A 16,549-nucleotide genomic window follows, 5' to 3' on the forward strand; every position below is an offset into this window, starting at 1 on the left:
TAAGGTTGTCAGCTCAAGGCGCACCCCCCGGCCCGCAGGCATTTGCGGCGCGCTTCCGGACGGGCGGGCGCGCCCCATTCGTGCCACCCCGAGGGCGCCCGTCCGAATGGACGGCCGGGGCCGGCAAAGGCGGCGGACAGGTGACCGAGGCGGATCAGGACATGCCCTTTCGTAAACCGGGCGACGAGGGCGCGCGTCGTACTGACGTGACCGAGACCCTCGTGGCCAGGGGCACGGCGGGGGCGGTGGCCGTCGCCTGGGACGCCGATCAGGCGGTGACCGCGCTCTACAGCGCCAACTATCGCTCGCTGGTACGCCTGGCGGCCATGCTCGTACGGGACGCCGGGACGGCCGAAGAGGTCGTCCAGGACGCCTTCGTCGCGATGCACGGCGGCTGGCGGCGGCTGCGCGACCCCGACAAGGCCCTGTCCTACCTGCGCCAGTCCGTGGTGAACCGGTCGCGATCGGTGCTCCGGCACCGCGCCGTCGTCGAGAAGTACGCCCCGAAGGGGCTGCCCGACGCGCCGAGCGCGGAGGCCGGTGCCATCGGGGAGCTGGAGCGCTCGGCGGTGATCGACGCGCTCGGCCGGCTCCCCGCCCGCCAGCGGGAGGCGCTCGTCCTCCGCTACTACGCGGACCTGTCCGAAGCGGAGATCGCCAACGCGATGGGCATCTCCCGCGGCGCCGTCAAGAGCCATACGGCGCGCGGGATGACCGCGCTACGCAACGTCCTGGAGCAGTTCACATGACCACCGACCCCCACGACGAGCACGGCGAGATCCTCCGCCGCGCCCTGCACGCGGAGGCGGATACGGTCAACCCCGCGGGCGACGGCCTGGAACGCATCCGGGCCCGCGTCGCCGACGGCCAGAGCCGCCGGTTCGGTCTCGGGCGGCTCGGCCCCGCCCGGTTCGGGTTGGACCGGTTCACCGTCGGCTGGGCGCGGCCCGTGCTCGCCGTCGCCGCCGCCGTCGTCATCGCCGGTCTCGGCGTGACGGCGCCGCAGACCATCGACCTCATCCAGCAGTCCGTCGGCAACAGCCGGCCGTCCGGCGGCGGGCAGAACAACACCGACGGCGACCGCGCGAGCACCCCGGGCAACCCCGAGTTCCCCGAGCCGCCCGCGGCGGGCAGCAGCTCGTCCGGTGCGCCGTCCGCCTCGTCGACGACCATCCCCAGCTCGTCGCCGGGGCTGTCGTCGTGCCGCATCCCGCCGCCCGCGGGCACCGCGCCCGCCTCGCCGGGCGCGACCGACACGCCGACGCAGCCGACCACGCCGTGCCCGAGCGAGACGCCCACGACGGCGCCGACCTCGCCGCCGCCGTCGACGCCCACCACGTCGCCGACCTCGCAGCCCACCGACGCGCCCACGCAGGCGCCGACGAGCCCGGCCGCGGGAACGGGCGAGGAGGGCCCGGCGACCACGCCCTGACGGGCCCGGCGGGTCGCGCTACCAGCGCCCGGTGGCGGCCAGCAGCACGCTGCCCGCCGCCACCCCGGCCGTCGACGTGCGCAGCACGGTCGGGCCGAGGCGCGCCGGGCGGCCGCCGGCCGCGGCGAACCGCTCCAGCTCCGCCTCGGTGATGCCGCCTTCGGGGCCCACCACGAGCACGATGTCGCCGTCCGCCGGCGGTTCCACCCCGCTCAGCGGCGCGTCGGCCTCCTCATGCAGGACGAGGGCCAGTGACGCGGCGGCGACCCGCGCGGCGACGTCCTCGGTGGACGCCAGCTCCGGCACCTCGGGCAGCCGGGTGCGCCGCGCCTGCTTGGCGGCCTCGCGGGCGGTCGCGCGCCAGCGGCCGAGGGCCTTGTCGCGGCGCTCCGGGCGCCACCGGGTGACGCAGCGCTCCGCCGCCCACGGGACGATCACGTCCACGCCGACCTCGGTCATGGTCTCGACGGCCAGCTCGCCCCGCTCGCCCTTCGGAAGCGCCTGGACGACCACGATGCGCGGCGCGGGCGGCGGCTCCCGGTGCCGGGCCAGCACGTCCAGGGTGAGGGACGCGCGGTCGGCGGCGGTGACGACGCACTCGGCCAGCAGGCCGGCGCCGTCGGTCAGGTCGACCCGCTCACCGGGCCGCAGCCGCCGCACGGCCGCCGCGTGCCGCCCTTCGGGGCCGTCCAGGACGACCGTGCCGCGCTCCAGCGCGTCCGCCCCGGCGAGGAACACCGGCGGGCTCATGTGGGCCTCTCAATGCTCGGAACCGCCGCGGCGGCCCTCCCGGTAGGCCGCCGCCACCTCGCTTCAGTGCTGGTTGAAGACGTCCTTGATGCGTGAGAACACGCCGCTGCGCTGGCCGGGGGCGAACTTGCCGGGCGGGCGCTCCTCGCCGCGCAGGGCGGCGAGGCGGCGGAGCAGCTCCTCCTGCTCCTCGTCGAGCCGGCCCGGCGTCTCCACGTTCACGTGGATCATCAGGTCGCCGCGACCGCTCTCGTTGAGGTGCCGGACACCCCGGTTGTAGAGCGTGATCACCTGACCCGACTGCGTGCCGGGCTTGATGTCGACGCTCTCGGCGTCGTCCAGCGTCTCGATGGTGACGCTGGTACCGAGCGCCGCCGCCGTCATCGGGATCTCGACCGTGCAGTGCAGGTCGTCGCCCTCCCGCTCGAAGATCGGGTGCGGCTTCTCCACGATCTCCAGGAACAGGTCGCCGGGCGGGCCGCCGCCCGGGCCGACCTCGCCCTCGCCCGCGAGCTGGATGTGGATGCCGTTCTCCACCCCGGCCGGGATCTTCACCTTGACGGTGCGCCGGGTGCGGACCCGGCCGTCGCCCGAGCACTCGGTGCACGGGTTGCGGATCACCGACCCGAACCCGCCGCACGCCGGGCACGGCCGCGCCGTCATGACCTGGCCGAGGAACGAGCGCTGGACCTGCTGGACCTCGCCGCGGCCGTGGCAGGTCTCGCACGTCTCCGGGTGGGTGCCCGGCGCGCAGCCGGACCCGTCGCAGGTGGCGCAGGCCACCGCGGTGTCGATGGACAGCTCGCGGGTCGTGCCGAACGCGGTCTCGGCGAGGTCGAGCTCGACCCGCAGCGTCGCGTTGCGGCCGCGCCGCGCCCGCGACCGCGGGCCGCGCTGGGTGGCCGTCCCGAAGAAGGCGTCCATGATGTCGCTGAACGGGAACCCGGCCCCGCCGAACCCGCCGGCCCCCGCGCCCGCCCCGGACGCGAACGGGTCCGCGCCGAGGTCGTACATCTCCCGCTTCTTGGGGTCGGAGAGCACCTCGTACGCCTGGGTGATCTCCTTGAACTTCTCCTGGGTCTCCGGATCCGGGTTGACGTCGGGGTGAAGCTCCCGCGCCAGCCGGCGGTAGGCCTTCTTCACCTCGTCGGCGCTGGCGTCGCGCCGGACCCCCAGGGTCGCGTAGTAGTCGTTCGCCACCTTACGACCCCGCCAGGATCTGTCCCACGTAGCGTGCCACTGCCCGTACCGCTCCCATCGTGCTGGGGTAATCCATGCGTGTAGGCCCGAGTACTCCGAGCCTGGCCAAGGTGAGGTCGCCGACCCCGTAGTCCGCGGCGACCACCGAGGTCGATCGGAGCCCCAGGTCGGGGTTCTCGGTGCCGATCCGCACCGTAACTGTAGAGGAGTCGCCGGTCTCGCCGAGCAGCCTCATCAGCACCACCTGCTCCTCCAGCGCCACCAGGACCTCCCGCAGGCTCTGCGAGAAGTCGACGGCGGCGAGGTTGGCCGCCCCGGCGAAAACGATCTTCTCCTCGTGCTTCTCGACGAGCGTCTCCAGCAGCACCGACAGCACCGCCGCCGCGACCGGCCGCTCGTCCGGCCCCACCTTCTCCGGAAGGTCGGCGACGGCCGTCGGCACGTCGCCGAGGCCGAGCCCGTCCAGGCACGTGTTGAGCAACGCCCGCAGGTGCCCGATCGATTCCTCGGAGATCGCGGCCGGCGTCTCGATGACCCGCTGCTCCACCCGCCCGGTGTTGGTGATCAGGACGAGCAGCAGCCGCCCCTCGGCGACCGGGACCAGCTCGACGTGCCGCACCGACGAGCGGGTCAGCGACGGGTACTGGACGACGGCGACCTGCCGGGTGAGCTGCGCGAGCAGCCGCACCGTGCGGCTGACCACGTCGTCCAGGTCGTAGGCGCCGGACAGGAACGTCTCGATCGCGCGCCGCTCGGCGACCGACAGCGGCTTGATCGTCGACAGCCGGTCGACGAACAGCCGGTAGCCCTTGTCGGTCGGGACGCGCCCGGCGCTCGTGTGCGGCTGGGTGATGTAGCCCTGCTCCTCCAGCACCGCCATGTCGTTGCGGATGGTCGCGGGCGACACACCGAGGTTGTGCCGGTCCGCCAGGGCCTTCGACCCCACCGGCTCGTTGGTGGAGACGAAGTCCTCGACGATGGCGCGCAGGACGGCGAGCTTGCGGTCGTCCAGCACGGCGTCACCTCCCTCGTCCGGTCGGCCGTTCCGCTGGCACTCCATACTCTAGAGTGCCAATTGTACGGCCCCGCACCCCCGATCGGAGTGCCCGCGCACTCCCCGCACGGCGGCGCGATCCTATCCGTATCGGACGCGGACGCCACGCCGAGGGACGAGGGGCGACACCGCCGGGCCGTCCCGCCGGGTTAATGTGCGGACCCGTGCGCAGTAAGGACTACGGAAACGACGTGCTCGCCGGCGACTGGCGCAGGCCGCGCAAGGGGCAGATCCCGGAGGTCCCCGCCGAGCCGGGGCTCGTCGCCGAGGACCCCGGCAGCGGCTTCTGCGGCGCGGTCGTCGGCTGCGACAAGTTCGGCGTCACGCTGGAGGACCGGTTCGGCAAGCGGCGCGTGTTCCCGCTGGCGAAGGCGGGCTTCCTGATCGACGGCAAGCCGGTCACCCTGGTCAGGCCCGCCGCGGCGCCCAAGGGGCCGGCGCGGTCGGCGTCCGGCTCGATCGCCGTCCAGGGGCTGCGCGCCCAGGTGGCCAAGGAGAGCCGCATCTACGTGGAGGGCGTCCACGACGCCGAACTGGTCGAGAAGATCTGGGGCCACGACCTGCGCGTCGAAGGCGTCGTCGTGGAGTACCTCGAAGGCGTCGACGACCTGCCCGCGATCGTCGAGGAGTTCGGCCCGGACGCCGACCGCCGCCTCGGCGTCCTGGTCGACCACCTGGTGGAGGGGTCCAAGGAGTCCCGGATCGCCGCGCGGGTGTCGTCCCCGCACGTCCTGATCACCGGCCACCCGTTCATCGACATCTGGGAGGCGGTGAAGCCCGCCGCCGTCGGCATCCGCGCCTGGCCCCGCATCCCCCGCGGCATCCCGTGGAAGGAGGGCGTCATCGCCGAACTCGGCTGGGGCGACGACACCGGCGCCGCCTGGAAGCGGATCCTGAACTCGGTCGACAGCTACACCGACCTGGAACCCGCCCTTCTGGGCCGGGTGGAAGAACTGATCGACTTCGTGACTGTATGACCCAGGGGGGCGACCCCCTGGAACCCCCGTTGCGAGCCGGTCGATCCTCACGCCACGGTTCCGGTTCTTGTGACCGTGCGGGTCTCCTCGTGGCGCTGCGGTCGACCGGCTCGGCGGGCAGACCCGCTGCGCTCGCTGGCGCTCGCTCCGCGTGCCTGCCCGTGGTCGGTGGCTGGGGTTCGCTTTAGGTGAGGTCGCGGACTACTGCGTCGGCCAGGAGGCGGCCCTTGAGGGTTAGGACGGCTCGGCCTTCCTCGTAGGGGGCCGGTTCTAGTAGGCCCTCGTCGATCGCCCGGCGGACGGCCTTGTCGTCCAGGAGGGTCGTGGGGCAGCCCTGGGCGAGGCGTAGTTCGAGCATGACGCGCTCGATGTGGCGGTCGTCGTCGGTGAGGATCTCCCTCGCATGGGCCGGGGTCGTGCCCTCGGCCAGGCGGGACGCGTAGGCCGCGGGGTGCTTGACGTTCCACCAGCGGGTTCCGCCGACGTGGCTGTGCGCGCCCGGGCCGACGCCCCACCAGTCGGCGCCCGTCCAATAGAGCATGTTGTGGCGGCAGGCGGCGGCCGGGTCGGACGCCCAGTTGGAGATCTCGTACCAGTGCAGACCGTGGCCGCCGAGCATCTCGTCGGCGATGAGGTAGCGGTCGGCCATGGCGTCGTCGTCCGGCGCGGTCAGCTCGCCCCGCCGCACCTGGGCGGCCAGGCGGGTGCCCTCCTCGACGATCAGCGCGTACGCCGACACGTGGTCGGGCTCGGACGCGAGGGCCGCCTCCAGGGAGGCCCTCCAGTCGTCGTCGGTCTCCCCCGGCGTCCCGTAGATGAGGTCGAGGTTGATGTGCTCGAAGCCCGCCTTGCGCGTCCACTCGACGACCTGCGGGACGCGTCCGGGTGTGTGGGTGCGCTCCAGCACCGCCAGGACGTGCTCGCGCGCGCTCTGCATCCCGTAGGAGATGCGGGTGAACCCGGCCTCCCGGAGCTTGGCCACGTACGCCTCGTCCACCGACTCGGGGTTGGCCTCCGTCGTCACCTCCGCGCCCGGAGCGAGCCCGAACTCGGCGTCGATGGCGTCCAGGACGCGCCCCAGGTCGCCCGGCGGGAGCAGCGTCGGCGTACCGCCGCCCACGAAGACCGTCTCCACGGGGAGATCCGCGTCACCGAGGACGCGCCGGGCCATCCGCACCTCGCCGATGGCGGTGTCGGCGTAGGAGTCGCGGCTCGCCCCCGGACCCAGCTCCGTCGCCGTGTAGGTGTTGAAGTCGCAGTACCCGCACCGCGTCACGCAGAAGGGCACATGGACGTAGAAGGCGAACGGGCGGTCCCCCAGGCCGTCCAGCGCACTGCCGGGCAGCGCGCCGTCGGCCGGTACGGGATCTCCGTCGGGAAGCGTTGAGGGCACCCTTCAAGTCTGCCCCGCCCGACCGGCTGCTCAGGACTCGTCGAGCTTCGCGCGGAGCCAGTCCGGGATGTGGGCGGCCGTGCGGGGGAAGCGGTCGAGGTCCTGGGCGTAGGCGGAGGCCGTCAGGGGCGGGGTGAAGTCCGGTTCGCCGTCGTAGTCGAACTCGGCGCTGAACCGGCCGGAGCGCTCGATCTGGAGGCGGGCGGTGAACCAGGCGCCCTTGCCGGCGCGGTACATGACGCGGCGCAGCTCGTCCATCCTGCCGATGGCCTGCCCGGGCGGGACGGCGGTGCGGCGGCCGCCATCGGCGTCCTCGACCTCCAGCGAGGCGCTGTCGATGCCGACGGTCGCGCGGAACGCGAAGTCGAGCCGCTCCCAGCCGTCGGGGGCGGCGGAGCGCAGCGCACGGACGGCGCCGTTCACCGTTTCCCGTTCCTTCGCAGAACGCAGTACCTGCTCGGGGTGGGTCACGCTACCTCCGGGAGGTCGGGTCAGACCGTCTGGCCGCTGTTCCGACCGTACCTACATACGGGCCCAGGTCGAGCAACCGCCGCCGTGTCGTCCGGAAACCACGCGCCGGACGGCCGGAATGCAGCGTGCCGCCCCTCTTGGGTGGATAGTGTCAACGGGATGGTGGACGAGGGTGCGACCGAGCGTGGACGGGCGCCGGCGCGGGTGCTGCTGCAGGGCGGGCCGGACGGCTGGCACTGCACGGTGGTCGACGGCGCCGGCGGCGAGCGGCGTTCCGGCCTGCCCGGCCCGGGGACGCGCTGGTCGACGGGCGCCCCCGCCGAGCCGGAGCCCCCATGGTGGCGCCGCCGCCTCGCCGAGACCGCGGAGGGGCTGCGCGAGGCGGTCGCCGAGCGGCTGACCGACGCGACGTTCCGCGACCTCGGCGTGGAAGCCGTGATCACCTGGTTCGCGGTGGACGAGCCGGTCGCGTGGGAGGGGCTCGTCACGCTCCGGGAGGCCGACCCGGCGCGGTTCCCGGGCCGGGTCGCGCCGTTCGTGGTCACGCTGGAGCCGGGCCGCGGGGCGCTGCTGCCGGACGCGAGCCTGCTGTTCTCCACCCTGGCGCCGGACGCGTGGACGGCGCTCGACGGGGTCGCCGAGCACTGCGGCACCCGCCCGCCGAAGGCGTCGCTGCTGTGCGGGTGGGCCGACCACCGCAGCGTGCGGGTGGGGCGCGGGACGCTGGCGCTGTCCACCGACCGGGGCGAGGACGGCGTGGAGCGGCTCGCCGAGATCTGCGGGACGCGGTCGCCCGGCTGGAGCGGCAACCCCGAGATGCGGTTCCGGCTGGACGGCGTCGACCTGCTCGACGAGCCCGCGGGCGACGTGGTCGCGCTGCTGCGGGAGCTGGGCCACGACGTCGTCCGGCGGGGCCGCGCGGTCCGGCTGGCCGCGTCGGGGCTCACCCTCTACGGGCCCGACCGGCACGGCGAGGGGGCCGGAGAGGCGGAGCGGTTCACGGCCGTGTCGCTGCAGCAGCCGGCGGCGCTGGCCGCGCTCGCGCCGCTGCACCGCAGCCGGGCCTGAGGGCTCACGGAGCCGACACCCGCGGGCGACCGGGCCGTCACCGGAACGCGACCCCGGCGCCGTACCTTTCCCGATCATGAGAAGCCGTGCGCGTCATGCCGTGCTCGCCGTCACCGGCGCCGCCCTCGCCGGTGCTCCCCTCACCCTCGCTCCGCTGCCCGCCCACGCCGCCGCCCCCGCCGCCGGCACGATCACCGTCCACCGCGGCGGCCCCGCCCGGACGCTGCCGTTCACCGCCCGCCGGGACGGGGAGGCCGTGATCTCCTTCGCCGCATCCGCCCCGGGCGTCTCGTGGGTCCGCAAGGGCGCCGAGTCCGCCGTGGTATCGGTCGCGGTGGACGGACGCCATGTGACCGACCTCGTCGTCCCCTCGTCCGACCCGATCCCCCGGAGCCTCGGGCTCGGGCGTGTCGGGAAGGGGCGCCACACGGTCACGCTTCGCTTCGCGAAGGGCAGCGCGCCCGCCGCTCGCCGCGTCACTCTCAGCCAAGCCCAGGTCCGGATGCCGGAGGCGAGCGCGCTCGCCCTGCGGCACGCGCCCATAGTCGTCGGCCGGACCGGCTGGCCGTTCGGCGATCCGTATCAGAACGCGGCCACCGACACCCCGCTGATCGCCTGGCACGAGACACGGCCCGCCGCGACGCCGGGGCACCGCGTCATCGAGTACTCGGTGGTATGGAGCAACGAGGACGGCGGCACCGACACGCCCGCGCTGATGGCCCGCTGGGGACGGACCACCGACATCGAATGGGTGTACCGCGTCGAGGTCGACGCGGCCGGGAACCGGGTGGCCGGCACCGCCGTCTACCAGGCGGCCCTGCACCTGACGCTGAAGTTCACCGGCCGCTACGAGGGCGACCACCCGGTGCTGCAGACCTGCACGTCGAACAACAACATGTGCGACGTGATCTCGCCGGACCCGCCGCTGCGCTTCCTCCTCGACGCGTCCCGGACGCGGCCGGAGGGCCGCGCCCGCGAGGCCGTCATGGACCGCGAGCCCTGGACGTACCGGGTCGCGGCGCAGGAGATGGTGCGCGAGGGCAAGATCGAGAACCCGTCCGACCCCGCGACGCGGGAGGTCGGCGACCAGCGCTCCTACCTGTTCGTGGAGTTCGCCAAGACGACGGGGGCCGCGGCCGGGATCGGGTCGGTGCCCGGGGTGGCGCTCGGAGTCCGGCTGAAGGACGACCCGTCCGTGCTGTACACGTCCGACCACGGCGATCCGACCTGGTCGATCGACCGGGACGGCGCCGTCGCCACCACCGTCGAACTGCCCGCCGGGACGCGGGTCGCCGACATCGCGAGCATCGAGGCGCTGCGGCGGCCGACCGGGTTCGGCGACAACGGCGCCCCCGCGACGGTCACGTCCGTCAACCGGGGGTTCTTCCTGGACGAGGCGTACCTGCCGCAGCCGTCGTCCATCGCCTGGACGGGCTCGGTCACGCTCACCCGGACGGCCCCGTCCGCCGTCGTGTGGCGCCCCTGACTCCGGCTCGCGGTCCGGCCTGTGGCGTGAAACGGCCACGGGCCGGGCGATCCGGAGGAACCGGTTCGAACTTACCGAGCGTCCTAAGAGTCATACACTTCGCGCAATGGCTCGCACTTTCGCACCCTCGCACAGCGAACGCGCAGCGAACTAAGGAGAGGACGTCCGCCATGGCCTACGGGCCTCCCCCGTCGCCCGGCCAAGGTCAGCAGCCCGGCCAGGGCTGGCAGCAGCCCCAGCAGCAGGCTCAGCCCCAGGCGCCCTGGCAGCAGCCAGGGAACATGTGGCAGCAACCCCAGCAGGGGCAGCAGCCCCAGCAGCAGCCCAGCGCGGCCTGGCAGCAGCCCCAGCAGGGCGGAGGCACCGTCCAGATGCCGGGGCAGATGCACGGCGGCCAGGGGCCGGGCAGCGACGACGACCGGACGTGGGCGCTCATGGCGTACGTGGGCCAGTTCCTCGTCGGCGCCATCGCACCGGCCATCGTCTACTTCGGCAAGGCCAGGTCACCGTTCGTGCGGCGCCACGCAGCGCAGGGCCTCAACATGGGCATCGCCGCGATCGCCGTGTGGTTCGTCTTCGGCCTGCTGTCCCTGGCCGTCGACGTCCTCATCTGGGTGCCGCTGCTGTTCACGGCCGCCGTGATGTTCTTCCTCGTCTACGCGGGGCGCGCCGCGAACCGCGGCGAGTTCCGCCGCGTCCCCGCCGTGGTGGCGTGGCCCATCCTGAAGTAGGCCGGGCCTGAGGACGGCCGGGCCTGAGGAGGGCGCGGCCTACTTCTTGCCCTTGTCGGCGTCGCCGCCGCCACCACCGGTGGACAGCGCGGCGACGAAGGCCTCCTGCGGGACGTCCACCCGCCCGATGGTCTTCATCCGCTTCTTGCCCTCCTTCTGCTTCTCCAGCAGCTTGCGCTTGCGGGAGATGTCGCCGCCGTAGCACTTGGCGAGGACGTCCTTGCGGATGGCGCGGATGTTCTCGCGGGCGATGATCCGGGCACCGATCGCGGCCTGGATGGGCACCTCGTACTGCTGCCGGGGGATGAGCTCCTTCAGCTTGGAGGTCATCATCAGCCCGTACTCGCGGGACTTCTCCCGGTGGACGATCTGGCTGAACGCGTCCACCGACTCGCCCTGCAGCAGGATGTCGACCTTCACGAGGTCGGACTCCTGCTCGCCGCTGGGCTCGTAGTCGAGCGAGGCGTAGCCGCGCGTCCGCGACTTCAGCTGGTCGAAGAAGTCGAAGATGATCTCGGCGAGCGGCAGCGTGTAGCGGATCTCGACGCGGTCCTCCGACAGGTAGTCCATGCCGAGCAGCACGCCGCGGCGGCCCTGGCACAGCTCCATGATCGCGCCGATGTGCTCGGACGGGGACAGCAGCGTCGCCTTCACCACCGGCTCGTAGACGGCGCCGATCTTGCCCTCGGGGAACTCGCTGGGGTTGGTGACGGTGTGCTCCGTCCCGTCCTCCATGACGACCCGGTACACGACGTTCGGCGCGGTCGAGATCAGCGAGAGGTTGAACTCCCGCTCCAGCCGCTCCCGGACGATCTCCATGTGCAGGAGGCCGAGGAACCCGCAGCGGAACCCGAACCCGAGCGCCGCCGACGTCTCCGGCTCGTAGACCAGCGCGGCGTCGTTCAGCCGCAGCTTGTCGAGCGCGTCGCGCAGCTCCGGGTACTGGTCGCCGTCCACCGGGTACAGGCCGGAGAACACCATCGGCTTCGGGTCGCGGTACCCGCCGAGCGCCTCGGACGCCTGCCGGGACGCGCCGGTCACGGTGTCGCCGACCCGCGCCTGCCGGACGTCCTTCACCCCGGTGATCAGGTAGCCGACCTCGCCGACGCCGAGGCCCTGCACGGCCTTCGGCTCCGGGGAGATCACGCCGACCTCCAGCGTCTCGTGCGCCGCCCCGGTCGACATCATCAGGCTCTTCTCGCGGCGGGACAGGCGCCCGTCCACGATCCGGACATAGGTGACGACGCCCCGGTAGGTGTCGTACACCGAGTCGAAGATGAGCGCGCGAGCGGGCCCGTCCGGGTCGCCGACCGGCGCCGGGACCTCCGCAACGATCTTGTCGAGCAGCTCGCGGACGCCCTCGCCGGTCTTGCCCGACACGCGCAGCACGTCCGACGGCTCGCAGCCGATGATCCCGGCCAGCTCCTCGGCGTACTTGTCCGGCTGCGCCGCCGGCAGGTCGATCTTGTTCAGCACCGGGATCAGGTGCAGGTCCGCCTCGAGCGCCAGGTACAGGTTCGCGAGCGTCTGCGCCTCGATGCCCTGCGCCGCGTCCACCAGCAGGACCGCGCCCTCGCACGCCGCCAGCGACCGCGACACCTCGTAGGAGAAGTCGACGTGGCCGGGCGTGTCGATCAGGTTGAGGACGTGGTCGACGCCGCCGGCCGTCCAGGGCAGCCGGACGGCCTGGCTCTTGATCGTGATGCCGCGCTCGCGCTCGATGTCCATGCGGTCGAGGTACTGGGCGCGCATCTGTCGGTCCTCGACGACACCCGTCAGCTGCAGCATCCGGTCCGCGAGGGTCGACTTGCCGTGGTCGATGTGCGCGATGATGCAGAAGTTGCGGATGATCGCGGGATCGGTCTTGTCAGGCTGGGGCGCTGGCACCGGGGTCCGTTCGCAAAACTCACTGGTGGACATGGATATGTGTGCTTCCATAGTCCCATGCCGGGCGCGGTGCTCCGTGCACGGCCCGGTTTGGGGCGGGCCCCAGTGATTGGTAAGCTGTGCGACTGCGTGTGGCGTAGCGTCGTGCCCCGGGGGCACCGTCCCGCCCCCGTCCAGACATTCGTCAGAACCTGCCGGTGGCAGGCCAGGATCGCAACCAAGCTGAGGCACTACGACGTGGCTAACATCAAGTCCCAGATCAAGCGCAACAAGCAGAACGAGAAGGCCCGCCTGCGCAACAAGGCCGTCAAGTCCGAGCTGAAGACGGCGATCCGCAAGTTCCGCGAGGCCGCCGAGGCCGGCAACGCCGACGCGGCCGCCGAGGCGCAGCGCAGCGCGGCGCGCAAGCTGGACAAGGCCGTCAGCAAGGGCGTCATCCACAAGAACCAGGCCGCCAACCGCAAGTCGGCGATCGCCAAGCAGGCCGCCGCCCTGCAGGCCAAGTAGGACCGCACGCGAGGGGCCGGCCGTTCCGCGCGCCGGCCCCGACGCATGTCCGGGCCCCATGGACGACCGCCGCGTGGTGAAGATCTCGAAGTATCTCGCCAAGCACCTGCGGCACCGCCCCGAGCGGATCGGGCTCACGCTCGACCCCGAAGGCTGGGCGGACGTCCCCGAACTCCTCGCCGCCGCGGCGCGGCACGGCTTCGCGTTGACGCGTTCCGAACTGGAACACGTGGTGAACGTCAACGACAAGAAGCGCTACGAAATGGACGGAGACCGGATCAGGGCCGTCCAGGGCCATTCCGTCCCCGTCGACCTGAAACTGCCGGCGGTGTCCCCGCCGGAATTCCTTTACCACGGCACGGTGGCCGCGTCCGTCGCCGCGATCCTGCGCGACGGCCTCCTGCCGATGGGCCGGCACGCCGTGCACCTGTCCCCCGACCGCGAAACGGCCCGGCGCGTCGGCGCCCGCCGCGGCCGGCCCGTCGTCCTGGTCGTCGAATCAGGGCGGATGGCCGCGGACGGGCACGAGTTCCGGGTCAGCGCGAACGGCGTGTGGTTGACCGAGGCCGTCCCGCCGGAATATCTGCGCGAATGACCTCCGCGGCCGCCCAGTCGGGCAGCAGCCGCACCCATTCCGGGCCTTTCTCCGACCCGAACAGGTACCGGTAGGGGACGAGGTCGCGAATGGCCCGATGCACGTCCAGCCGGTCGTCGATCATGTGGGTGATGCCGAGCTCCGCACAGTGGCCGGCCTTGTCCGCCCGCTTCCGGCAGAAGCGGACGTTCTCCCTCCGCAGGCCCGTCCTGGCGTAGAAGTCATGGCGGTCGAGCCACGCCAGCGTCCGTTTCTGGATGCGCTCACCGCACTTGGAGATGATCCACGCGCGCCCTTCGAATGCGTCGATGAGTCCCGGCAGCACCTCGTAGACGCCTTCGGTCGCCGGTGACGCCATGGCGTCCTCGAAAGTGCCGTCCAAGAACACGGTGTCGTCGTCGCCGGGAGCCCGCAGGCCCCCGTGTACGACCCGGCCGAAATCAATGCCGAGCCGAGGTTCGATGTCCATGCCCTCAACTCTCGGACTCCCACCCCTAAAGCAGAACTATTAACGAACCATCCGGCTATAGTTCACGGCTATGGATCTGAGCCGCCTCTCCACGGACGCGCTCGCCTCCTTCGCGGTCTTCGCCGACCACCTCAATTTCACCCGCGCCGCCGACGAACTCCACATCTCCCAGCCCGCCCTCCACGTCAAGGTGCGGAAACTGTCCGAGAGCCTTGGCCGCCCCCTCTACACCCGGCACGGCCGCCGCCTCGCCCTGACCCCCGCCGGCGAGCAGGTCGCCCGCTTCGCCCGCGACCTCGACGCCCGCGTGTCGGCGTTCCTGGACACCGTCCACGGCACCGCCGCGACCCGCCTCCCGACCCTGGCCGCCGGCGAGGGCGCCTACCTGTACCTGCTCGGCGACGCCGTCCGCCCCGGCGTCCAGCTGATCAACGGCGACCGCGCCCGCACCCTCACCGCCGTCCGCACCGGCCGCGCCGACGTGGGCGTCGCCGTCCTGGACGTCCTCCCGACCGACGTGCGGACCGAACTCCTGGCCTCCTAGACCCTGGTCATGCCGGACGACCACCCGCTCGCCGTGCGGGAACGCCTCACCCTCGCCGACCTCGCGGGCACCGACCTCACCGTCCCGCCCCCGTCCGGCCCGCACCGGATCACTCTCGAACGCGCGCTGCGCGCCGCCGAGGTCCCGTGGACGCTCGCCGTCGAAGCCGAGGGCTGGCCGCTCATGCTGCACTTCGTGTCGCTGCGCATCGGCCTCGCCGTGGTGAACGGCTGCGTCCCCCCGCCGCCCGGCCTCGCCTCCCGCGAGATCATCGACCTGCCCGCGGTCCCCTACTACGCTCTGCACCTGCCGGACCGCGCCGACGACCCCTTGGTCACCGACCTGCTGGCCACCGTCCGCACCGCCGTGAGGAGCACGCCGTGCATTTCGAGATCTCCGTCGACATCGCCGCCACCCCCGAGACCGTCTGGAACCTCCTGAAGGACGTCGAGCGCTGGCCCGAGATGACCGCGTCGATCGACCGCGTCGAGATCCTCGACAAGCCCTTCGCCCTGTCCAGCCGGGCCCGCGTCCACCAGCCGAAGATCCCCGCCGCCGTCTGGACCGTCACCGCCTTCACCGAGAACAAGACCTTCACCTGGGAGTCCCGCTCCCCCGGCGTCACCACCACCGCCGTCCACGACATCACCCCGACCCCGGACGGCGTCACCGTCCGCCTCACCCTCGACCAAAAGGGCCCCCTGGCCCCCCTCTTCGCCCTCCTAACAGGCCGCCTGACCCGCCGCTACGTAACAATGGAAGCGAACGGCCTAAAGACAAAAGCCGAAACCCCCTAATACCGCCCACCGCACCTCAGAAGCACAGCCGTATGCCGGCCATGGGGCGGGACGCGCACGCCCCGTCAGCCGGGCACCGCACCTCGCGAACAGCCACAGACCGACCACGAGCAGGACAGGCACACCTCGTGAGCCGGGCGGCGTGCCTTGGGTCAGCCGCGGGCGGCGACGATCTGGGCGACGGTCTTCTCCAGGGCGTACGCGGGATCGGCCGCACCGCCCTTGACCTGCTCGTCCGCGGCGGCCACCGCCGCGAGCGCCCGCGCGACGCCGTCCCCGGACCAGCCGCGCAGCTGCCGCTGCACCCGGTCGATCTTCCACGGCGGCATGCCCAGCTCCTTGGCGAGCGCCGCGCCCCGCGCTCCGCGCGGCGCCCCGCCGACCTTCGCGAGGCCCCGCACCCCCTGGGCGAGCGCGCTGACGATCAGCACCGGCGCCACCCCGGTGGCGAGCGCCCACCGGAGCTGCTCCAGCGCCTCGGCGAGCTGCCCCTCGATGGCCTTGTCCGCCACCGTGAACCCGCTGACCTCGGCGCGCCCCCGGTAGTAGCGGGCGACGGCCGCGTCGTCGATCTTCCCCCCGGTGTCGGCCACCAGCTGGCTGCACGCCGCCGCCAGCTCGCGCAGATCGTTCCCCACCGCGTCGATCAGCCCGCGCGCGCCGTCCGCCGAGATCTTCCCGCCCGCCCGGCGGATCTCCGCCCTGACGAAGTCGACCCGCTCCCCGACCTTGGCGACCTTCGGGCACGACACCTTGCGCGCCTTGAGCTTGGTGAGCCCGTCCACCAGCGCCTTGCCCTTGGCCCCGCCGGGGTGGACGGCCACGAGCACGACCTCGTCCGCCGGGTTCTTGGCGTACTTCAGCACCTCGGCCGTGAGGTCCTTGCCCAAGTCCTGCGCCGACCGGATCACCAGGACCTTCCCGCCCCCGAACAGCGACGGCGACGTCAGTTCCGAGATCCGCCCGGGCTCCAGCCCCCCCGGCGCGAGATCGATGACCTCCACATCCGGATCGTCCGCGCGCACGGACGCGACGACATCCCCGATCGCCCGCTCCACGAGCAGCTCTTCGTCCCCGACGATCAGAACAATGGGCTCAACCGACACCCCGCCAGCATGCCACGCCCCCACCCCCTCCCGCGCCGCCCAACCCTCCACCGCTCAACCTCCTGGCCCCCGGGTGCGCACC

Annotated in this window: 19 protein-coding genes; 11 read left to right on the forward strand and 8 right to left on the reverse strand. The window is 72.6% G+C overall.

Going from position 1 to position 16,549, the window contains the following annotated elements; all coding sequences use genetic code 11:
• The first annotated feature begins 206 nt into the window (after window positions 1–206).
• On the forward strand, window positions 207–749 hold the full coding sequence (locus tag ACGFI1_RS03530) for a SigE family RNA polymerase sigma factor (RefSeq protein ID WP_240808381.1): 543 nt from the start codon (window positions 207–209) through the stop codon (window positions 747–749).
• Window positions 746–1,432 (forward strand): hypothetical protein, encoded by a 687-nt coding sequence (locus tag ACGFI1_RS03535; protein WP_392782525.1) that lies wholly within the window; start codon window positions 746–748, stop codon window positions 1,430–1,432. The genes ACGFI1_RS03530 and ACGFI1_RS03535 overlap by 4 nt, the downstream gene beginning before the upstream one ends.
• Before the next feature lie 18 nt (window positions 1,433–1,450).
• Here the strand turns inward: ACGFI1_RS03535 and ACGFI1_RS03540 are convergent, their stop codons facing one another.
• The 3 genes from ACGFI1_RS03540 to hrcA all read right to left on the reverse strand — a co-directional run bounded on the left by ACGFI1_RS03540 (window position 1,451) and on the right by hrcA (window position 4,397).
• A complete protein-coding gene (locus ACGFI1_RS03540) occupies window positions 1,451–2,182 on the reverse strand; it encodes a 16S rRNA (uracil(1498)-N(3))-methyltransferase (RefSeq protein WP_386867007.1) in 732 nt (243 codons plus the stop codon).
• A gap of 63 nt (window positions 2,183–2,245) precedes the next feature.
• Entirely contained in the window at window positions 2,246–3,382 is a 1,137-nt protein-coding gene (gene dnaJ, locus ACGFI1_RS03545) for a molecular chaperone DnaJ (protein WP_301174337.1), read from the reverse strand.
• 1 nt (window position 3,383) lies between these two features.
• Complete coding sequence (hrcA, locus tag ACGFI1_RS03550; RefSeq protein WP_386867994.1) at window positions 3,384–4,397, reverse strand: heat-inducible transcriptional repressor HrcA; 1,014 nt, start codon at window positions 4,395–4,397, stop codon at window positions 3,384–3,386.
• Between the two features lie 203 nt (window positions 4,398–4,600).
• On the opposite strand from hrcA, the gene ACGFI1_RS03555 reads away from it, so the two are divergent.
• On the forward strand, window positions 4,601–5,413 hold the full coding sequence (locus ACGFI1_RS03555; RefSeq protein ID WP_386867009.1) for a DUF3097 domain-containing protein: 813 nt from the start codon (window positions 4,601–4,603) through the stop codon (window positions 5,411–5,413).
• Between the two features lie 184 nt (window positions 5,414–5,597).
• On the opposite strand, the gene hemW is transcribed toward ACGFI1_RS03555, so the two are convergent.
• Both hemW and ACGFI1_RS03565 read right to left on the reverse strand, forming a co-directional pair.
• On the reverse strand, window positions 5,598–6,806 hold the full coding sequence (gene hemW / locus ACGFI1_RS03560) for a radical SAM family heme chaperone HemW (RefSeq protein ID WP_392782537.1): 1,209 nt from the start codon (window positions 6,804–6,806) through the stop codon (window positions 5,598–5,600).
• Window positions 6,807–6,836: 30 nt separating this feature from the next.
• Window positions 6,837–7,229 (reverse strand): antitoxin YezG family protein, encoded by a 393-nt coding sequence (locus ACGFI1_RS03565; RefSeq protein ID WP_240808383.1) that lies wholly within the window; start codon window positions 7,227–7,229, stop codon window positions 6,837–6,839.
• Between the two features lie 207 nt (window positions 7,230–7,436).
• Between ACGFI1_RS03565 and ACGFI1_RS03570 the strand changes: the two genes are divergently transcribed.
• The 3 genes from ACGFI1_RS03570 (at window position 7,437) to ACGFI1_RS03580 (ending at window position 10,562) form a co-directional block, all read left to right on the forward strand.
• Window positions 7,437–8,345 (forward strand): hypothetical protein, encoded by a 909-nt coding sequence (locus tag ACGFI1_RS03570; RefSeq protein ID WP_386867013.1) that lies wholly within the window; start codon window positions 7,437–7,439, stop codon window positions 8,343–8,345.
• Window positions 8,346–8,421: 76 nt separating this feature from the next.
• Window positions 8,422–9,831: a hypothetical protein gene (locus ACGFI1_RS03575; protein ID WP_392782540.1), complete on the forward strand. Its 1,410-nt coding sequence runs from the start codon at window positions 8,422–8,424 to the stop codon at window positions 9,829–9,831.
• A gap of 170 nt (window positions 9,832–10,001) precedes the next feature.
• On the forward strand, window positions 10,002–10,562 hold the full coding sequence (locus ACGFI1_RS03580) for a DUF4870 domain-containing protein (RefSeq protein ID WP_392742437.1): 561 nt from the start codon (window positions 10,002–10,004) through the stop codon (window positions 10,560–10,562).
• A gap of 39 nt (window positions 10,563–10,601) precedes the next feature.
• Here the strand turns inward: ACGFI1_RS03580 and lepA are convergent, their stop codons facing one another.
• Window positions 10,602–12,482: a translation elongation factor 4 gene (lepA, locus tag ACGFI1_RS03585; RefSeq protein ID WP_138640288.1), complete on the reverse strand. Its 1,881-nt coding sequence runs from the start codon at window positions 12,480–12,482 to the stop codon at window positions 10,602–10,604.
• 204 nt (window positions 12,483–12,686) lie between these two features.
• On the opposite strand from lepA, the gene rpsT reads away from it, so the two are divergent.
• Together rpsT and ACGFI1_RS03595 are read left to right on the forward strand one after the other, a co-directional pair.
• The gene (gene rpsT / locus ACGFI1_RS03590) at window positions 12,687–12,956 is read left to right on the forward strand and encodes a 30S ribosomal protein S20 (protein WP_138640289.1); all 270 of its coding nucleotides are present in this window, start codon (window positions 12,687–12,689) and stop codon (window positions 12,954–12,956) included.
• Window positions 12,957–13,014: 58 nt separating this feature from the next.
• Window positions 13,015–13,551: an RNA 2'-phosphotransferase gene (locus ACGFI1_RS03595; RefSeq protein WP_392782547.1), complete on the forward strand. Its 537-nt coding sequence runs from the start codon at window positions 13,015–13,017 to the stop codon at window positions 13,549–13,551.
• On the opposite strand, the gene ACGFI1_RS03600 is transcribed toward ACGFI1_RS03595, so the two are convergent.
• Window positions 13,493–14,020 (reverse strand): hypothetical protein, encoded by a 528-nt coding sequence (locus ACGFI1_RS03600; protein ID WP_392782549.1) that lies wholly within the window; start codon window positions 14,018–14,020, stop codon window positions 13,493–13,495. The genes ACGFI1_RS03595 and ACGFI1_RS03600 overlap by 59 nt on opposite strands.
• Window positions 14,021–14,090: 70 nt before the next feature.
• Here ACGFI1_RS03600 and ACGFI1_RS03605 point away from each other — a divergent pair, with 70 nt between their 5' ends.
• From ACGFI1_RS03605 to ACGFI1_RS03615, 3 genes are read left to right on the forward strand one after another with little or no spacing between them, the layout of a single operon-like run.
• On the forward strand, window positions 14,091–14,564 hold the full coding sequence (locus ACGFI1_RS03605; protein WP_392782552.1) for a LysR family transcriptional regulator: 474 nt from the start codon (window positions 14,091–14,093) through the stop codon (window positions 14,562–14,564).
• 9 nt (window positions 14,565–14,573) lie between these two features.
• The gene (locus tag ACGFI1_RS03610; protein ID WP_392782555.1) at window positions 14,574–15,005 is read left to right on the forward strand and encodes a substrate-binding domain-containing protein; all 432 of its coding nucleotides are present in this window, start codon (window positions 14,574–14,576) and stop codon (window positions 15,003–15,005) included.
• On the forward strand, window positions 14,945–15,361 hold the full coding sequence (locus ACGFI1_RS03615; protein WP_392782558.1) for an SRPBCC family protein: 417 nt from the start codon (window positions 14,945–14,947) through the stop codon (window positions 15,359–15,361). Before ACGFI1_RS03610 ends, ACGFI1_RS03615 begins: the two co-directional genes overlap by 61 nt.
• A 152-nt stretch (window positions 15,362–15,513) precedes the next feature.
• On the opposite strand, the gene holA is transcribed toward ACGFI1_RS03615, so the two are convergent.
• Complete coding sequence (gene holA, locus ACGFI1_RS03620) at window positions 15,514–16,467, reverse strand: DNA polymerase III subunit delta (RefSeq protein WP_386867029.1); 954 nt, start codon at window positions 16,465–16,467, stop codon at window positions 15,514–15,516.
• Window positions 16,468–16,549: the final 82 nt, after the last annotated feature.

Origin of the sequence: Actinomadura geliboluensis, from assembly GCF_043197915.1 — a bacterium.
Lineage (GTDB): Bacteria > Actinomycetota > Actinomycetes > Streptosporangiales > Streptosporangiaceae > Spirillospora > Spirillospora geliboluensis.

What these genes read in the sequence shown, in the direction of transcription:
- ACGFI1_RS03535 (WP_392782525.1), top strand. Translation starts at nt 746, where the DNA reads ATGACCACCGACCCCCACGACGAGCACGGCGAGATCCTCCGCCGCGCC.
- ACGFI1_RS03540 (WP_386867007.1), bottom strand. Translation starts at nt 2,182, where the DNA reads ATGAGCCCGCCGGTGTTCCTCGCCGGGGCGGACGCGCTGGAGCGCGGC.
- ACGFI1_RS03570 (WP_386867013.1), top strand. Translation starts at nt 7,437, where the DNA reads ATGGTGGACGAGGGTGCGACCGAGCGTGGACGGGCGCCGGCGCGGGTG.
- ACGFI1_RS03575 (WP_392782540.1), top strand. Translation starts at nt 8,422, where the DNA reads ATGAGAAGCCGTGCGCGTCATGCCGTGCTCGCCGTCACCGGCGCCGCC.
- ACGFI1_RS03580 (WP_392742437.1), top strand. Translation starts at nt 10,002, where the DNA reads ATGGCCTACGGGCCTCCCCCGTCGCCCGGCCAAGGTCAGCAGCCCGGC.
- lepA (WP_138640288.1), bottom strand. Translation starts at nt 12,482, where the DNA reads ATGTCCACCAGTGAGTTTTGCGAACGGACCCCGGTGCCAGCGCCCCAG.
- ACGFI1_RS03595 (WP_392782547.1), top strand. Translation starts at nt 13,015, where the DNA reads ATGGACGACCGCCGCGTGGTGAAGATCTCGAAGTATCTCGCCAAGCAC.
- ACGFI1_RS03600 (WP_392782549.1), bottom strand. Translation starts at nt 14,020, where the DNA reads ATGGACATCGAACCTCGGCTCGGCATTGATTTCGGCCGGGTCGTACAC.
- ACGFI1_RS03605 (WP_392782552.1), top strand. Translation starts at nt 14,091, where the DNA reads ATGGATCTGAGCCGCCTCTCCACGGACGCGCTCGCCTCCTTCGCGGTC.
- ACGFI1_RS03610 (WP_392782555.1), top strand. Translation starts at nt 14,574, where the DNA reads ATGCCGGACGACCACCCGCTCGCCGTGCGGGAACGCCTCACCCTCGCC.